Genomic DNA, 15,783 nt, shown 5'->3' on the forward strand with positions numbered 1-15,783 from the left:
TTTAAAAATATATATAATTGAAAATATAGAAAAGAAAGGTAAAATATGAATTATTTAAACTTAGCAGAAGAAACAGCTTTAGAAACACAAACAGGTTCTTCTCAAACAGGACAAATTGCAGCGTATGTTTTATTATCATTAATTATATTAGCGGTTATTGGATATATAATTTGAAAAATAATTCGTTCAAGAATTATGAAGAAAAAAACAAAACTAGCTGAACAAAAAAGAGAACAAAAAATTCAGAATTTATATTTTGAATACATTGCAACAATTAATGAAATAATTAGATATACAGAAAAAGAACTTGAGAATTTCCAAGTAAGTATTGGACAAGTTAAAATGGGTCAAATTAAACAAGGTGCTTATAATTTATTGTTTAAATTAATTAGTCGTGATGACTTTGCTTCATCATTTATAAGCAACGATATTTATAAAGATTTTGTTTTAAAATGTGAAATATTAACAGCAACACCATGTAATTTATGAAAAACAAAAGCAAGTGAAGTTTTAGAATTTTTTAAAGATCAAGAAAAATTAATCACTGAAACAGAAGAAGTAGCAAAATCACGTGCTTTAGCTAAAAAAAGTATAGAAGAAAAATTTTATGAATAATCAAAAAACAACTAAGTTTGGTTTAGCAAACTGATTAACTATTATAAGAATATTGTTAATGATTCCTTTTTTAATAACAATGACCATTTCATATGTTTATGTTATTGAATATAATACTGTTTTTCATTACGATAAATTAACAATTGTTAGTGAAAACCCACATAAAGAATTATTAGCAGCTTTACACTGAACTAACTTTATAATTTTTTCATTAGCCATGATAACAGATTTTATTGATGGCTGATATGCAAGAAGAACTAAAACAGTTTCAAATTTTGGAAAAATATTTGATCCAATTGCTGATAAGGTTGCAACAGTTTTAATGCTAGTTTATTTAGCAATCATGAGATTTACATTTTTCCCAATAGTAATAATATTTAGTTTAAGAGATATTCTAGTTGATGGCGCTAGAATTTATGCAATCAAAAAAAATATAACAGTACAAGCTAACTGATGAGGTAAAGCTAAAACTATAGTAGTTTCATTTTCATTAGTATTTTTATCTGTTGCTGGTCCTTGATTAGCAAGTCCTACATTAGTAAATAATTCAAATTTAATTACTTTTTATTTAAATATTCCTTTAATTATTGGTGCTGTTTTATCAGTTATTAGTGGAATTATATATATGAAAAAATATTTAAAAAATATTACAAAAGAAGCACTTATAAAATAATATTTATTTTAAAAAACAAAATAAATTGACTTTAAGGTTATAAAAATTGTGCAAATTTAGAAAAGCTTTTGCTTTTTTTTTTTTTTATAATAGGTATATAATTATCGTACAAATTATATATATAGAAAGAAGTATGTATGTCAATAAAAAGAAGATAAGTGTTTTATTATTAACAATTTCTGCTCCGACTATAGCAATTGCACCAGCTTTAATGGCAGCAGCATGTCAAAGCGGAAATAGCAAAACAAATGAAAAGAAAAATGAAGACAACAAAAAGAATTTAGCCGATGAAGCTAAAAAAGAAGAAGAGGAAAGAGTAAAAGCTAATACAGCTAAAATAGAAAAAATTGAAGCTAAAAAGAAGAAATTAAAGGTCTAAAAACAAAAATAGATAGTATTGTTAAAGAATCTGATCCAGTTGAAGTTAAAAATGCTAAAAAATACGTAATTGCAACTTTAAGCGCTTTACCAGGAGTCAAAGAAGCATTTGCTTTAATAGCAGAAGCAAAATTAAGTCCAAGTTCTCAAAATTCTCTAGTTGATGAAAAAGAAACAGCTGTAAATTCAAAATTAGAAGAGGCAAAAAAATTAATTGGAACTAAATCTTTAGAATTGACAGTAGTTGCTGTTAAATCTGCAGATGAAACACCAGTGCCTACTTTAAATGGTAATTTAAAAGCTGTAGCAACTGGTGTAAAAACTGTTTTAGAAGATCAATTAACACCTACAACTCAATTAGATGCAGCTATTGCTAAAATTGATGAATTAAAAAAATTAAGTGCTCAAATGGCAACACCAGAAAATATGAACTTAGATTCAAAACTTGATTTAGCAGTTAAGGCTCAAGTTTTATTCCAAGAAATTTTAAAAGGAGTTCAGGATGCTTCACAAGAAATTTCAACAGATAAACCAGAAATATTGGAAGCAAAGAAAACTGAAATTAAGAAAATTAGAGAATCTAAAAAAGAAGTAAAATCAATAAAAGATTCTGTAACTTTACCTATTAATTCAGAAAATATTACTGATAATGCTGGAAATGCCGTTTTAAATGCAGTATTAACATCAGATCCAAACATTGCTTCTGCTTTAGCTACTTTAGATGAATTAGAAACAGTTAAAAATACTAAAGAAGAGTTAACAAAGAAAGACAAAACAATTAAAGAAAAAATTCAAAAAGCAAAAGATGCAATTAAATCAGCAACATCTAAACTTGTTGATAGCTCTATAAAAAACATTGAAACTGCTGCTAACCCACAATTAAACAATATGACTATCAAACAATATCTAGAAGTTGTAAAGAAAGCCGTAGGAAACAATGAAAAAGGCAAGAAGATGATAAAAGAAGCAGAAGAAGATATTAAAAAATTAGAAGCTAAAAAAGAAATGATAGCAACCATTAACGGGGAAACAGACTACAAAAAACAAATTGCAGCCGCTTCAGAAGTTTCAAAACTATTCCAAAAAATTCTAAAAAATCTTCAAGATGCAGCTTTTGCTCAATAAAATAAAACATATTAAAAATATATAAAAACAACAAACAAAAAAATGAAAAAGTCTTAGGAAGAACCTAAGACTTTTTTTGCACAGTTAAATTTTTTATCTAACATTTAGTTATTTTTTTGAACAAGAACAGGTTTTTTCTTTAGAACATGAACTTTTGCATTTGCATTCTTCTTTTGAAGTACAACTGCAAGCTTTTTCTTTTTGACAACCACATGCTTTTAATTCTTGATTAGAGCATGCGCTTTTATTACAGCATCCCATATAAACCCCCTTTTGATTGTTTTTTAATTTGTAACTGTGCGACTTAATGATAATACTTTTTTATTGATAAAATAAAAAAATAAAAATTTAATTTATTTATATTTAAAAATAAAAGCATTTAGTATTTAAAAAGCTTATCTTAATTTTAATAATTAACTAAAATATTGTATAATTAATAATATTAATTTAATATACAAAATAAAGCTTTATTTTAAATAGGAGGTACTTATGCCAAGAGAAGGCTTAACCTTAAGATGTGAAACCTGTAAAATGGAAAATTACATTACTAAGAAAAATAAAAAATTACATCCAGATAAAATGGAAGTAACAAAATACTGCCCAAAATGTAATTCACATACAAACCACAAAGAAAAGAAATAATTATAAGGAGTTTTTATTATGAGAAAAGAAATACTTCTACAACTTTTTGCTGATAATAACTTAGATGCTATTATTTCAGAAGATCCACAAACACGTTTATGATATGCTAATGTACAAACAAGTGATGGATATTTAGTTATTGAAAAAGAAAAAGCTCACTTATTTGTTGACGGTAGATATATTGAATATGTAACTAAAAACGCAAGAAATGTTGAAGTTCACTTACTTCAAAAAAATGTTTTAAAAGACTTTTTAGCTAAGAAAAACTACAAAAAAGTTGGTGTAGAAAAAGAATACATGAACCTACGTGTTTATGAAGTTTTAAAAAGCTACTTACCTAATTCAGAATTCGTTCCATTTGTAGGACAAGATTTGAGAATTTTAAAAGACGAAGAAGAATATTCAAAAGTTCAAGAAGCATGTATTATTTCATTACAAGCTTTTGAAGAATTAAAGAAACTTTTAGTAGAAGGAATGACCGAACTAGAAGCTTCAAATAAATTAGGTTATTTAATGCGTTTATTTGGTGCTGAAAAAGAATGTTTTGACACAATAGTTGCTTTTGGTTCAAATGCAGCAGAACCTCACCACCACCCTACATCAAGAAAATTAGTTGATGGAGATATTGTTAAAGTTGACTTCGGTGCTCAATATCAAGGATGAGCAAGTGATATTACAAGAACATTTTTCTTTGGTAAACCACGTGAAGCTGAATTAGTTACAATTTTAGACGTTGTTACAGAAGCACAAAGATTAGGACGTGAAGCTGTTAGACGAGGTATGACAACTGGAGAAATCGACAAAATTTGTCGTGATTACATTGAATCAAAAGGTTACGGTAAATTCTTTACACACTCAACTGGCCATGGAGTAGGTATTGATGTTCACGAATTACCAAGCGTTTCAAATGGATCTGAAACAGTTTTAAAAGAAGGAATGATTATTACTGTTGAACCAGGAATTTATGTAGAAAATTTAGGTGGAGCTAGAATTGAAGATACAATTTTAGTTACAGCAAATGGTTCAAAAGTTTTAAGCAGACCTGAATAATAAAAAATGAAGTTATCAAACTTCATTTTTTTTAAAACAATTTTTGATTTTCTTCTAAATCATCTAAGTTTTTATTTAACAAAATAGCTATTTCTTTTTATATGGAGGTTTATTATCGATATAAGGAGTTTCTAAAATAATAGGAATATTATCAAAATCTTGATCATATACAAATTTTTTTAGAGTTTCTAATCCTATATAACCCTTATCTAAATTAGCATGTCTATCTTTTTTAGATCTAATATCATTTAATGAATCATTTAAGTGAATAACTTTAATGTGTTTCAAAATATCTTTATTTTTTAGCATTGTTTTAAATTCTTCATAATTTTTTATATTATAACCAGCATCTCAAACATGGCATGTATCTAAACATATTGCAACTCTATCACTTTTTATATTATTTATTACATATAAAAGTTCTTCAAAACTAGAGCATACTTGGCTTCCTTTACCAGCCATTGTTTCTAAACATATAACTACATCTTCTGTTTTATTTAATATTTCTTTTAAGGAATTAATTAAACAATCTAAGCTTTCTTTTCTACTAAATTCAGTTGATGAACCTGGATGTAAAACTAAATATTTTGCTTTTATATAATTCATTCTTTTAATTTCTTCAATTAAAAAATTAGTAGCAAATTTATATTTAAGAGGACTTGCTGGATTAACTATATAAGGTGCATGAACTACAATATCTTCAGCTTTAATTATATTAGAGTAATCTTTTAAATACTCTTCATAATGATAATCCTCCACTTTTGCTCTTAAGGTTGTTTGTGGTGCTCCTAAATATATCATCATGCAATTAGCAGAATTATCAATGCTTTCTTTTATAGCATCTAATAAATAATTTGGTTTTTTAAATGAAATATGACTTCCTAATTTAATCATTTTATTTTCCTTTAACTTTTTTAAAAATGCTAATTTTTAAATCAAATTAGCATTTTTTACATTGTTGGTGCACTGTGTGTATTTTTATATTCAATAAAATCTATAGTAAATTTAGTTACTAAAGCCATTACAATAATAGATATAATAATAAAAAATACCGAAATTACAATTGCTCATTTAGACATAACAATAGATTCTTTTGATTTAATTTTTTTATTTTTATTTAAAGCTATTGAGCCTAAAACAAGCCCAGCTATTGGCACAAAAAAAGAAAAAATAAGTGCTAGTATAGCCATTAAATCTAAATCGTCTCTTTGCTTTTGTTTTTCCATTTTTATCTCCTAAAACTAAAGATTTTATAACTTAATTATACTTATTATTTTTTTAAATAAATAAAAGCAGAAAATATTTCTGCTTTTTAATCACTGTCATAACTATCGTTTACAAAGAATTCTTTTAATTTCTTTCTTTTTTGAGGATGTTTTAATTTTCTTAAAACTTTTGTTTCTAATTGTCTAACTTTTTCTTTGCTAATACCTAATTCTTTTGAAAGTTCATCTAAACTATGTGGACGGTATTTTTTACCATTTAAATCATTAATACCAAATCTTTTTCTAATTAAAAGACGTTCTGATTCTTCAGTTAAACCTTCTTCTAATAATTGATTAATAATTTCACTTAATTCTTCTTGGCTTGCGAAGTTTGTTGGACTAATAACTGTTTCGTCTTTAACAAAATCAGCAAAGCTTGAATTTTCTTCTTTACCAATGTTTTTATCTAGAGAAATAGGATCAACATTTATTTTTCTAATGTATCTAACTCTTTCAGCAGTACATTCTCCACCATATTTTTTAGCTATTTCTTCATCTGTTGGAGGATATCCGTTTTCTTGTTGCAACTCTCTTTCAATTTTTAAAACCTTATTAATTGTTTCAACCATATGAACAGGAACCCTAACAGTTCTAGCTTGATCAGCTACCGCTCTTGTAATTGCTTGTCTAATTCATCAGGTTGCATAAGTTGAGAATTTAAAACCTTTTGTATAGTCATATTTTGAAACGGCTTTCATAATTCCAGAATTACCTTCAGAAATCAAATCAATAAAACTTAAACCTCTATTTTTATACCTTTTTGCATTATTTATAACTAGTCTTAAATTTCTTTTAACTAGCATATCTCTTGCTTTTTTATATTTATAATCATTATTAGCATCTTTTGCTTCTTGCATTTTAACAGCTAATTCTCTTTCTTCTTTTGGAGTAAGTAGTTTTCCATATTTACCAATTCAACGCATATATCATTTAATAATGTCATTTGTTTCTGTTAAACGGTTTGCTAAGGCATTTGTAGAAGATTTATTATTAGGATTTTCTGCTAATTTAATACTGTCATGAGAATATTCTTTTAATAGTTGTGAAGCTTTAAAATTGTCATGATGTTTGTCTTCGTGATATGTTTCTTCATTATAAAAATTGTCATCATATTCTGAATCATAGTAATCTTCATCATCACTCATTTCATAGTTATTATTATGAGTAATGTAAGCTTCATCTTCATCATATGTTTCTTCGTCTTCTTCTTGTTTATGTAAAATTCCACTATCATCAAATTCAGCATCAATATCGATGTCTTCTTCATCTAAATTTTCTTCTTCTAAATCACTTAATTTAGATTCATCAAATTCTTCTTCAGCTTCATTTGTTTCATGCTCATCTTCGTCAACTAAGTCATGGCTAAATTCTTCATCTGTTATAAATTCATTATCACCATAATCAACTTCATCTTCTAAAAGATGATGATCAATTAATTTTTTTAATAATAAATCAGCATCTTCATCACTAACCATTAATTTCTTTTTATCTAATAATTTAAAAATTTCATCTTGACTAAAAGTTTTTTTACTTTTATTTTTCTTTTGCGCCTTTTTTAGTTCTTCTTCTAAAACAGCAACTATTTTTTCTATAGATGTTAGAAATTCTTCATTATTGTCCATTTTGCCCCCTTTTTAAATTGAAAATGTTTTTTGGATTTGATTTGTCTTCAAATAAAATATTTGATTGATTTTGAAAAGTTATTTTATCTAAGGTTTGAATATCTTTTAAATTATCATAAGCTTTTAAAAGTCTTTCTTTTCTTTCCTGGCTTAAGTTTTTATCATCTGAAATTGTTTGTTCTAAATTATTTTCTATATAAATATTATTTTTCATTAGTTTTAAAGCATATAAAACTAATTCTCTATATTCTTCAGTTTCTTTTGTTACATTACTTCTTATAAAACTAGTGCTAAATTTAGAAATATCATCTATATAGCTTGGATTAACTAAAACAGTTTTAATAATTTCAACAATTAATTGACTTCTTGCAAAAAATTGTTTGTTAGATTTTATTTTTCTTTTAGGATTTGGTATTTCAAAGTCATTAACAAAATAATTATTGATTTCAGTATTTTTATTAATATTAAAATTATTTGGTGCCTCTATTTCTTCTTTAATAAAATTACGCTGAGAGTTTACTTTTTTAATAAAGCTTTTATCTAATGCAAAATTAGGTTTTGCATAATTTGAATAAAAACTTTCATAAACCTCTTTAGACATAATATTGCTATTAATTACTTTTTCTTTTAAAAGTAGTTGAAGTTCAGCATCTAAATAATAAATATGTTCAAATAAATAAGAATATTCTTTATTTTTTTCAACTGTTGATATTGAATTATTATTTTTTAAAGTCTCAAAGTTTTTAAATAAAAATGTAAATAAATCTATTTTATTTTCAATTACTTTTTTTAGTGTAATTCCATTATCTAAATTATAAAGTTCATCTGGATCTTTATTTAAATTATTTATTATAAAAACAGGTTCAATTGAAAACTGATTTTTAAAATACAAAATTGTTTTTAAATGTTTTTTTGTTGCTGCTATTCCGGCTTTATCACTATCAAAAAACATATTTATTTTGCAATTTTTAAAAAGTTTAAGATGGTCTAATGTTAAAGATGTCCCCATAATTGCAACTACGTTTTTATAGTTAATTTTATATAAAGCTACGGCATCAAATTGACCTTCAACTAAATAAACTTCATTAGTTTTTAAAATTTCGCTTTGAGCGTGATAATAATTAAATATTACTTCGCTTTTATGAAAAGCTAATGTCTCGGCTGTATTCAAATACTTAGGATCGCTTTTTGAAGTTATATCTCTTCCTGAAAAACCAACAATATCTCCATAAGTATTTTTGATTGGAAACATTAATCGATTTGAAAAGAAATTGCCTTGATTTGAATTTATTAATGAAGCATTTGCAATAGTATAATTATCAAATTTTTGAGAAACTAAATAGTTATACAAGCTTTCATTAGATGAAGCAAAACCTATTTCAAATTCTTTTATTATTTCTCTAGTTAAATTTCTTTTTTTAATAAACGCATAAAGTTCAGGAGTTTTTTTCATCATCATTTGATATTGAAAATACTCATTTACTGCTTTATTAATTTCATAAAGTTTTTTTAACTCAGTATTATTTTCTGAATTAGTGAAAAATGAATCATGTTTGCTTAAATCAATATTAGCTTTTTCGGCTAATTTTTTTAAAGCTTCTAAAGGAGAAATATGTAAATGATATTCTAAGAATTTTAATGCATTACCTGCTTTGTTGCAACCAAAACATTTTCAAACTCTTTTTTCAGCATTTACATAAAAAGAAGGTGTAGCTTCGCCATGGAATGGACAATTTGCTACGTAATTTTTTCCTTTTTTAGATAAAGCAACAAATTCAGAAATAACAGACACGAGATCTGTTTTTTCTAGAACTTTGTTTCATATGTTTTCTTTATCTATATTATTCATGCTTTCCTTTGCTTTACTCTTATTTTAAATATTTAGATAAATAATTTTTAATTTGTGAGACTTCTATAACATCTTGTTCCATTGTGTCTCTATTTCTAATGGTTACAGTTTTCTTTTCTAGAGTATCAAAATCTATTGTTATTGAAAATGGTGTACCTATAGCATCTTGACGACGGTATCTTTTTCCAATAGAACCAGTTTCATCATAAGTCACTCTAAAATCACTATTTTTTAATAAATCTTCATATATTTCTTTAGCAGGTTCAGACAATTTTTTCATTAGTGGAAAAATTGCAACTTGATATGGAGAAACCATAAAATCAGTTTTTAAAACAACTCTTGTATCATCGTCGCCTAAATCTTCTACTTCATAAGCATCTATTAATAGAGCTAGCATTAAACGATCTAATCCTATTGAAGGTTCAATTACATAAGGAATTATTTTACTTCCATCATCTTTTAAATATTCTAAAGATTCTTGTGAAAATTTCATATGTTGACTTAAATCATAATTTCCACGATTTGCTATTCCAAGAAGTTCACCTCAACCAAATGGAAATAGATATTCAATATCACTAGTTCCTTTTGAATAATGGCTTAATTCTTCAGCTTCATGTGGTCTTATTCTAATGTTTTCATTTTTCAAACCTAACATTTTTACAAATGATGCACATTTTTGAATTCAATATTGATAGTATTTATCGCTGCTTTCTTCTTCACAGAAAAATTCTAATTCCATTTGTTCAAATTCTCTTGTTCTAAAAATAAAATCTCTTGGTGTTATTTCATTTCTAAAACTTTTACCAATTTGACCTATTCCAAAAGGTAATTTTGCTCTTGTAGTTCTACATACATTTTTAAAGTTAACAAATATACCTTGAGCTGTTTCTGGTCTTAAATAAGTTTCAGCTGCTGAAGTATCAATTGCTCCCATTTGTGTTTTAAACATTAAATTAAATGGCCTAATTGAAGTTCAATCACATTTTGAGTTATCATATTCTTTTACATTTTCTTGAATTAATTTTTGAAGTTCTTCAAATGATGCTTTTTCTACATTAACTTCAGGAAACAACTCTTTTACTAAATGATCAGCTCTATATCTTTTTTGATTAACTTTATTTTCAATTAAAAAATCTGAAAAGTTTTCTAAATGTCCACTAGCTTTTCAAACTTCTTTATTCATTATGATTTTAGAATCTATTTGATAATTTCCTTCTCTTTTAATAAATTCTCTAATTCATAAGTTTTTAATAGCTGACATCATATAAGTTGCTAAAGGTCCATAATCTCAAGTATTAATTAAACCTCCATAGATTTCAGAATTTTGATACACAAAGCCTGAAGTTTTTAAATGATTAATGATTTCTTGAATGTTTTTTGCCATAAATACCTCTTTTTGTTTCACAAAATACATACATATTTTACCACAAATATGGTCTTTTAAATTTATTTAAAAGACTTTTATTTTAAACTCAAAAAGTTTATAAATAAGCAATTTTTTTATATAATTAAAGAATGTTAGACTTTATGCAAAAAAGACTGCAAAAATCAATGCAGAAAATTAATAAAAAACTTTCTATAAATGAAGAAGATATTTTAGAAGTATTAAGAGAAGTTAAATTAGCGCTGTTGGAGGCTGACGTTAATTTAGAAGTTGTTAAAACTTTTACAAAGCAAGTTAAAGAAAAAGCTTTAGATAGTCAAATCATTGGTAAATTAAATCAACAACAAACAGTAATTAAGATTTTTAAAGATGAATTAGTCAATATTTTAGGTAAAAAAACTTGTGAAATTAAACTAAATAACTTGCCAACAAAAATTATGATCGTTGGTTTACAAGGTTCAGGTAAAACTACAACTTCAGCAAAATTATCAACATTTTTTAAGAAAAAAAACATTGCAAAAAATCCTCTTTTAGTTGGAGATGATATTTATAGACCCGCAGCTAGAGAGCAATTAAATCAATTAGCAAAACAAACTCAAACAACATTTTTTACAGAAGAACATAATGACGCTGTTAAGATTGCTGAAAACGCAATTGATTTTGCTAAAGAAAATAAAAATGATTTAATTATAATTGATACTGCAGGCCGTTTGGCTATTGATGAAACATTGATGAATGAATTAAAAAACATTAAAAAGACAATAAGACCTGATTATATCTTTTTAGTAGTTGATGCAATGAGCGGTCAAGACGTAATTAATACTGCTAAAAAATTCCATGAAGAATTGAATTTAGATGGAACTATTATTACTAAATTAGATAGTGATGCTCGTGGTGGGGCTGCTTTAAGTATTACTCATTTATTAAATGTTCCAATAGTTTATATTGGTACAGGTGAAAAACTAACTGGTTTAGAAATTTTCCATCCAGATAGAATGGCTGAAAGAATTTTGGGAATGGGTGATGTTTTATCACTTATTGAAAAAGCTTCTGAAGAAGTTGATGAAAAAATGATGAAAAAAATCGGTTATAGAATGTTAAGCGGTAACTTCGATTTAAACGATTTAATGAATTCTTTAGCACAAATTAAAAAACTTGGAAAAATGAAAAATATTTTAAAAATGATTCCAGGAGTAGCTGATAAAGTAAGCGATAGCAAAATTGAAGAAGCAGAAGAAAAATTCAAAGTCTATACATACTTAATTAATTCAATGACTGAATATGAAAAAAGAAACCCAAAAATATTAAAAAATGCTGAAAGAAAAGATAGAATCCTTAAGGGTTCAGGTAGAAGCGCAAGAGAATATAATATGCTAGTAACTGATTTTGAAAGAATGTCTAAACAAATGAAAGAACTAGCAAACGGTAATTTAGGTTTAAAAAATAAAATATTTTAATTAACTAAAATGCAATAAATGTTATTTAAAAATTAGTTTTATTTAAAATTAAAATATTAAAAAACTGCTTATTATTAGCAGTTTTATATTTTGTATTTTTTAATTATATTTTTAATTTTTAAAACATTAAAACCTATTTTTAAATTAATAAATAAATAACGATTTAAATGTAAAAATTTAATAATTTTTCATTTTAAGGTTTTAAAATCATTATTAAAAATTAAGCTATATATTTTAAGAGTTTTTATTTTTTCTAAAAAGATCATAAAATTGTTGTTTAAAAAGTTCGGATTAGCTTTTATTGTATCAACAATTTTATTTAAAATTTTAGTTATTTTATTTTGATCTTTTGCAGTTAATTTTTGCATTCTAATAACAGTTTGAATTGTGTTTATAATAAATTGAATAGTTTCCTCTGTTTTATTATCATCAAAAACTTCAAAAAAGATTTTGTTTAATAAAACTAAAAATTTATATTTATTTTTAATAATCAAATCTTTTCAAAGTTCATCAAAACTGTTTAATTTTTTATAATCAAATGAACTTGTTATTATATCAATTATAAAATCAACTAATTCATCAAATGATTTTAAACTTGATAAAAAGATTTTAATATCTTGAAATCTATTTGATTGTTTAATATTAAATAAAGCTGAAAGTAAATCAGTATTTAAAGCGTCTTTTAAAAATAAGCGAGTGATTGTTTTAATTTCACCTTTAGTTTGTTCAATTATTCCTGAATCAAAGAATTGTTTAAAAACGTTATAAAAATGTTTTTGATTGTTTAAAACCATTTCTTTTCAAGCACTATAAAAATATTTAGGCTTAATAATTTGTTGATTTAATTCTTGTTTTAATATTAGATTTTGAAACTCAAAAAGCATTTTATCTAACTTGCCATTTTTAATCAAAGTTAAAAAAACTTCTTTACTTCATTTTTGATTTTTTAAAAAAGTGCTTATGGCTTCTATACTATTATATTTACTAAAAAAGGTCATGAATTTATCATCAAAAAAACCTTTTGTATATTGATATAATGAATTATTACTATATCTAGTTAATAAATCTAAATAATCAGATGTATTATAAAATTGTTTTAAAATATCAACTGATTTTTTTTCTAAATTAGTATATGAAATTATTTTACTGTTTTTATTTTTACCATATATATTTTTAAAAAGTTGGTAGTTATTATAATTTGTATTAAAAATTTGTTGATGTGTTTTAATATCTTTAATTCAATAAGTTTGATCAGTTATATAGTTATTAATTAAATTTATATTATTAGACATATCTAAAACAATGTCTTTTTTATTTAAAGCAAGTTTTGCAAAAAGATCATAAGCAATTTTTTTATAACCTTTTTCAGTAGGCATTATTGAAAAAGGATTTTCAAGTAAATAATTTGAATAGTTATCTCAATATTTTGCTTCAAAAATATCAACATAACTGCAATCAGTATTTTTAGATACTACTATAGCCATTTTTGATAAACAATCTGCAATAACTTGATATAAGTTTATGTCTTCATTTTCGTTTTTATAAATATAGTTTAAAAATACTTCTTTTAAACGATAAAACAAATTGCTATAGTTGGTTAAAACTAAATGAGCTTTTGGATTAATTTGTTTTATTAAATTAACTAATTTTTCATAATCTTTTGCTATTGCTTCTGATTCTTTTTCAATAATTGAAATAATTTCTTTTAATTCAATTACAAAATTAGTTTTATTTTTAGATAATCTTAAAATTCTTCTATAAGGTAAACGATGAAGTAATTCATTATATCCTATTGTTAAAGTTATAAAGTTAGCTTGTTTTATTAAGTTTTGAAATATTAAGTAATCATTATTTTTAATATTTCAATCTTTTAAAAGTGAACTAAAAAAGTATTTAAAAGGATTTCTTGCATGTCAATCTAACGATTGAAGACAATCTAATCTATTTTCATATTTAGATATTAAGGCTTTTTTATCATTTTTTATTAATGAATATAAAAAATCTAAAGAAGTATTAGAAATACTTAAATTGTGAAAATTTTCAATTCTAAAATTAAAATCTCTTAATATATCAGCTAAAAAAGAAGGATAGCCTAGTCCTGTTATTTGCCCATTTTCTAATTTTCCATTTGCATTAAAACCAAATTTACTATTAAAACCAGCAGCAAAAGAATCACCTAATGCTACATAATTAACGTTTTTTTCTATTGGTAATTTTGAATTTTGACTATGCATATTAATCCTTTAAATCATAAACTACATTATCTAAATTTTTAAAATATGAAATCAATTGATTGATTGCTTTATTAATATCTAAAACATTGTTTTTTAATAAATAATTATTATTAGATGCATATTTTGAAATATTTTCAAAAATATTTTCTTCATCAAAAGCTGCTTCAAGATTTATATCTTTAAGTTTTTCAGGATAGTATTTTGAAATAATTTTATAAATTTCTAAAATAAGTTCATTTTGATTTAGAGCTTCTTGTCTAATTGAACCTACTATTGCTAATTTAGCACCTACTTCTTCATCTTCAATTTTAGGCATTAATAAACCTGGAGTATCAAGTAATAAATAGTTTTTGCAATTAATTCATTGTTCAGATCTAGTTACACCAGCAATTGAACCAACTTTTGCAACCTTTGCTTTTGCCATTAAGTTAATAAATGTACTTTTACCTACATTAGGAACACCAACTACTACACATTTTAAAGATGGGGTTAATTTTCCTTTAGCTAAATTCTTTTTCTTTAAATTATTAAATTCATTGTTTAAGGCTTTATTTACTAAGTTATATGCATTTTTTGATTTTAGATTAGTTAAAATAACCTCTCCTCTTTTTTTATACTCTTCTAAAAAAGGATCCAATCTTTTTAAATCACATTTGTCAACTTTATTAATAACAAAAAGAATTGCTTTATTATTTGCAATTTTTAAAATTTCTGGGTTAAATGATGATTGAGGTATTCTACTATCTAAAATGATTATAAATAAGTCAAATAATTTAACTTTTTCTTTTAGTAATCTAAACTCTTTAGCCATATGGCCAGGAAATCAATGAATCATAATTTTTTAGTCTTTCTTTAAAATAAAATCTTTTCCTTTTTGAACTTCAAATTTTGATAAATCTTGAAAGTCTATCTGTCTTAATATTTCATAAGAAACAATTGCTACTGTATTAGCTAAATTTAAGCTTCTACATTTTTCATACATTGGAATTCTTAAACAAGTTTCAATGCTTTTTTGCATTATTCTTTTAGGAATTCCTGTGCTTTCAGTTCCAAACATAATTCAAATATCACCTGAAGTTTCTAGCTCTTTTTTAAAATCAATATCAGCATAATTATTTAAACCATAACGGGTTATATAATAAATTTTATTATGTCCATATTTTTTATCAAATGCTTCATAACTGCTGTGAATTTCATGCTGAATTTCACTTAAAAAGTGTCCTGCAGCCTTTCTTTTCATTCAATGTGGATGCAAATCAAAAGCTATAGGTTTTATAATATGTAGCTTTGCTTGAGAAGCTAGGCAAGTTCTTATAATATTTGAAGTGTTAGGACTTATTTCTGGTTGATATAGAATAATGTTAATCATAGTATATTAATTTTAACTTATAAAATAATTTTTATTTTAATAATTCAAAAAGTTGATTGTAATTTTTCTTTATTGATTAAAAATCAATAATTATTTTAGTTTTATTTTTTTAATAAAATA

Annotated in this window: 15 protein-coding genes; 7 read left to right on the forward strand and 8 right to left on the reverse strand. The window is 24.5% G+C overall.

The features are described 5' to 3' along the window. Positions 1 to 45: 45 nt before the first annotated feature. From EGN60_RS02645 to EGN60_RS02670, 6 genes are all read left to right on the forward strand, one after another. Entirely contained in the window at positions 46 to 615 is a 570-nt protein-coding gene (locus EGN60_RS02645; RefSeq protein WP_124724529.1) for an MHJ_0274 family protein, read from the forward strand. Then, positions 608 to 1,288, forward strand: coding sequence for a CDP-diacylglycerol--glycerol-3-phosphate 3-phosphatidyltransferase (pgsA, locus tag EGN60_RS02650; protein ID WP_124724530.1), 681 nt, complete (start codon positions 608 to 610; stop codon positions 1,286 to 1,288). Before EGN60_RS02645 ends, pgsA begins: the two co-directional genes overlap by 8 nt. Before the next feature lie 133 nt (positions 1,289 to 1,421). Then, on the forward strand, positions 1,422 to 1,667 hold the full coding sequence (locus EGN60_RS02655) for a hypothetical protein (RefSeq protein WP_124724531.1): 246 nt from the start codon (positions 1,422 to 1,424) through the stop codon (positions 1,665 to 1,667). Between the two features lie 233 nt (positions 1,668 to 1,900). Then, positions 1,901 to 2,791 carry a hypothetical protein gene (locus tag EGN60_RS02660; RefSeq protein ID WP_124724532.1) on the forward strand — a complete coding sequence of 297 codons (891 nt, stop codon included), beginning with the start codon at positions 1,901 to 1,903 and terminating at the stop codon, positions 2,789 to 2,791. 489 nt (positions 2,792 to 3,280) lie between these two features. Then, positions 3,281 to 3,433, forward strand: a complete 153-nt coding sequence (gene rpmG / locus EGN60_RS02665; protein ID WP_124724533.1) for a 50S ribosomal protein L33 — start codon at positions 3,281 to 3,283, stop codon at positions 3,431 to 3,433. A gap of 18 nt (positions 3,434 to 3,451) precedes the next feature. Continuing rightward, the gene (locus EGN60_RS02670; protein WP_124724534.1) at positions 3,452 to 4,483 is read left to right on the forward strand and encodes an aminopeptidase P family protein; all 1,032 of its coding nucleotides are present in this window, start codon (positions 3,452 to 3,454) and stop codon (positions 4,481 to 4,483) included. Between the two features lie 87 nt (positions 4,484 to 4,570). On the opposite strand, the gene EGN60_RS02675 is transcribed toward EGN60_RS02670, so the two are convergent. The 5 genes from EGN60_RS02675 to EGN60_RS02695 form a co-directional block, all read right to left on the reverse strand. Beyond that, positions 4,571 to 5,377 (reverse strand): deoxyribonuclease IV, encoded by an 807-nt coding sequence (locus tag EGN60_RS02675; protein ID WP_124724535.1) that lies wholly within the window; start codon positions 5,375 to 5,377, stop codon positions 4,571 to 4,573. A gap of 56 nt (positions 5,378 to 5,433) precedes the next feature. Beyond that, positions 5,434 to 5,709 carry a hypothetical protein gene (locus tag EGN60_RS02680; protein ID WP_124724536.1) on the reverse strand — a complete coding sequence of 92 codons (276 nt, stop codon included), beginning with the start codon at positions 5,707 to 5,709 and terminating at the stop codon, positions 5,434 to 5,436. Between the two features lie 86 nt (positions 5,710 to 5,795). Then, a complete protein-coding gene (locus EGN60_RS02685) occupies positions 5,796 to 7,370 on the reverse strand; it encodes an RNA polymerase sigma factor (protein ID WP_124724537.1) in 1,575 nt (524 codons plus the stop codon). Then, complete coding sequence (gene dnaG / locus EGN60_RS02690; RefSeq protein WP_124724538.1) at positions 7,360 to 9,219, reverse strand: DNA primase; 1,860 nt, start codon at positions 9,217 to 9,219, stop codon at positions 7,360 to 7,362. Before dnaG ends, EGN60_RS02685 begins: the two co-directional genes overlap by 11 nt. Before the next feature lie 19 nt (positions 9,220 to 9,238). Further along, positions 9,239 to 10,603 (reverse strand): glycine--tRNA ligase, encoded by a 1,365-nt coding sequence (locus EGN60_RS02695; protein WP_124724539.1) that lies wholly within the window; start codon positions 10,601 to 10,603, stop codon positions 9,239 to 9,241. A 143-nt stretch (positions 10,604 to 10,746) separates the two neighbouring features. On the opposite strand from EGN60_RS02695, the gene ffh reads away from it, so the two are divergent. Then, positions 10,747 to 12,060, forward strand: a complete 1,314-nt coding sequence (ffh, locus tag EGN60_RS02700) for a signal recognition particle protein (protein WP_334198901.1) — start codon at positions 10,747 to 10,749, stop codon at positions 12,058 to 12,060. An 83-nt stretch (positions 12,061 to 12,143) separates the two neighbouring features. On the opposite strand, the gene EGN60_RS02705 is transcribed toward ffh, so the two are convergent. The 3 genes from EGN60_RS02705 to EGN60_RS02715 are packed head-to-tail and all read right to left on the reverse strand — an operon-like array spanning position 12,144 to position 15,663. Next, on the reverse strand, positions 12,144 to 14,294 hold the full coding sequence (locus EGN60_RS02705) for an SGNH/GDSL hydrolase family protein (protein WP_124724541.1): 2,151 nt from the start codon (positions 14,292 to 14,294) through the stop codon (positions 12,144 to 12,146). Position 14,295: 1 nt separating this feature from the next. Continuing rightward, positions 14,296 to 15,129 carry a ribosome biogenesis GTPase YlqF gene (ylqF, locus tag EGN60_RS02710; RefSeq protein ID WP_124724542.1) on the reverse strand — a complete coding sequence of 278 codons (834 nt, stop codon included), beginning with the start codon at positions 15,127 to 15,129 and terminating at the stop codon, positions 14,296 to 14,298. Positions 15,130 to 15,135: 6 nt separating this feature from the next. After that, complete coding sequence (locus EGN60_RS02715) at positions 15,136 to 15,663, reverse strand: tRNA (cytidine(34)-2'-O)-methyltransferase (protein WP_124724543.1); 528 nt, start codon at positions 15,661 to 15,663, stop codon at positions 15,136 to 15,138. Between the last annotated feature and the right edge of the window lie 120 nt (positions 15,664 to 15,783).

Source organism: Mycoplasma struthionis, assembly GCF_003855455.1.
Lineage (GTDB): Bacteria > Bacillota_I > Bacilli_A > Mycoplasmatales > Metamycoplasmataceae > Metamycoplasma > Metamycoplasma struthionis.